Annotated in this window: 2 protein-coding genes; both read left to right on the forward strand. The window is 46.0% G+C overall.

All coding sequences use genetic code 11. The features are described from left to right. Positions 1-772: hypothetical protein (locus V7L97_RS06635; protein ID WP_333654407.1), on the forward strand; the 772-nt coding region annotated here is incomplete at its 5' end. Further along, positions 735-2,048, forward strand: coding sequence for a Ni/Fe hydrogenase subunit alpha (locus V7L97_RS06640; protein ID WP_333654409.1), 1,314 nt, complete (start codon positions 735-737; stop codon positions 2,046-2,048). The genes V7L97_RS06635 and V7L97_RS06640, both read left to right, overlap by 38 nt. The last annotated feature ends 148 nt before the right edge of the window (positions 2,049-2,196 follow it).

The raw sequence follows: 2,196 nt of genomic DNA on the forward strand, positions 1-2,196 counted from the left end.
AAGAGATATGAAAAGGCCGAGGATAGGCGTATTCAAGTTCACATCATGCGATGGCTGTCAGCTCACCATCCTGAATATGGAGGACGAGATTTTAGACATCCTCGAACTCTTCGATATTGCCTATTTCCGCGAGGCCACGGATAAGCCACTCAGGGGACAATTCGATATATCCATTGTGGAAGGCTCGATATCCACAGACTGGCAGAAGGAAGATATTGTTGATATAAGGGAAAGATCACGACATCTGATCACCATCGGCGCATGCGCCACATCAGGCGGATTACAGGCATTGAGGAACTGGGCAAGTCTCTCATCATATAAAAAATACGTATATCCATCGCCTGATATAATCACTGCCCTTTCAACATCGACTCCCATATCCGATCATGTATATGTGGATTACGAACTGTGGGGATGTCCTATAAATAAGGATGCCCTTTCAGAGACACTTATATCATTCCTGACAGGCAAAAGACCCGGGATACCAAGATATAGTCTTTGCATGGAATGCAAAAGGCATGGCATACCATGCATCCTTGTTTCAAGTGGAGAGCCGTGTCTCGGCCCGATTACAAAGGCAGGGTGCGGCGCCTTGTGCACTTCCTTTGGAAGGCCTTGCTACGGCTGTTTCGGTCCAAAGGACGATGCAAATATAGAATCCCTTATGAGATATTTCCAGAATACGGGGTTAACACATAAGGATTGTATATCTCTGCTGGACAAGATGAACTCCTATGCATACAGGAAGGTGCGAATTGAAGGCAGCAAGTAAAATTATAAAGGTTGATTATCTATCGAGGGTTGAGGGAGAAGGCGGCCTCGTCATCGAGATAAAGGACGGCAAGACAGCAAGGCTCCGTGTAAATATATTCGAGGCGCCGAGGTTCTTCGAATCCTTCCTGCGAGGAAGGCCTTATTCAGATGTGATGGACTTCACGGCAAGGATCTGCGGCATATGTCCTGTGGCATACCAGATGAGCTCTGTCCATGCGATAGAAAAGATATTCGGCATCGAAGTCGAAAAACCGATCCGCGAGTTAAGAAGGTTATTGTATTGCGGTGAATGGATCGAGAGCCATGCCCTCCATATATATTTACTGAACGGGCCTGATTTCTTCGGCATCGAAAGCGCATGGGCTGATAGGGAATACCTTCCCATTGCAAAAAAGGGACTGACCTTCAAAAAGCTCGGAAACGAGATACTGACCATACTCGGCGGAAGGTCTGTCCATCCAGTTTCAGTAAGGGTCGGCGGATTTTACAAGACACCCGGCAAGAAGGCGATTGCCGCACTCCTGCCCGATCTCGAAAGGGCATATGAAGAATCCCTCAAAGAAATCAAATGGGCAGCGGGTCTGAAGTTCAATAATAATTCATGGGACACGGAATATGTTTCACTCACCCATCAGGATGAGTATCCAATGAATCACGGATCTGTGGCATCAAATAAAGGATTGAACATGCCCATGGAAAAATTCATTGAAAGCGTTCAGGAATACCAGGTCGAATATTCAACAGCGCTCCATTCCGGTATTAAAAGGGACTCTTCTGTAAGCCCATACATTGTCGGCCCTACATCGAGGCTTAATCTGAATCATGACAGGCTGCCGTCAGAGATTAAAAATGTAATTAAAGAATCCGGCATATCGCTGCCCATAACCAATACGCAGATGGGCATAGTAGCGAGGTCGGTGGAATTGGCATATGCATTTTACGAGGCAATAAGGATAATTAATGGATACGATGAGCCTGATAAGCCTTTCGTTGATTTTGAACCAGGGGCTGGTAAGGCTGTATGGATAACAGAAGCGCCCCGCGGCATTCTCATTCATAGGTATGAACTCGACGATGCCGGCCATGTGAAAAGCTGCACCATTATTCCGCCCACATCCCAGAACTTCGGGCATATGGAAGCGGACATATACCGTTTCCTCCAGAATAATGCAGATAAGTCAAAAGACTTCATCAAAAAAGAGAGCGAAAAAATCATAAGAAGCTATGACCCGTGCATATCGTGCTCTGTGCATGTGGTGAAAATTGAAAAATAAATAAAAGAGGCGAAGGCAATTGCCTTCGCCTCTTCCCTGTGTGTATCTGTTATTCTTTATTCTGCTCTAACTGCGGCCTCAACAGGTTTTTTTACCTTTTTGGGCGCTGTGAGTGCCTCCACAAGATAACCCATCGCTGTTCCAGCTA

It is taken from the genome of Dissulfurispira sp., from assembly GCF_036745535.1.
Lineage (GTDB): Bacteria > Nitrospirota > Thermodesulfovibrionia > Thermodesulfovibrionales > Dissulfurispiraceae > Dissulfurispira.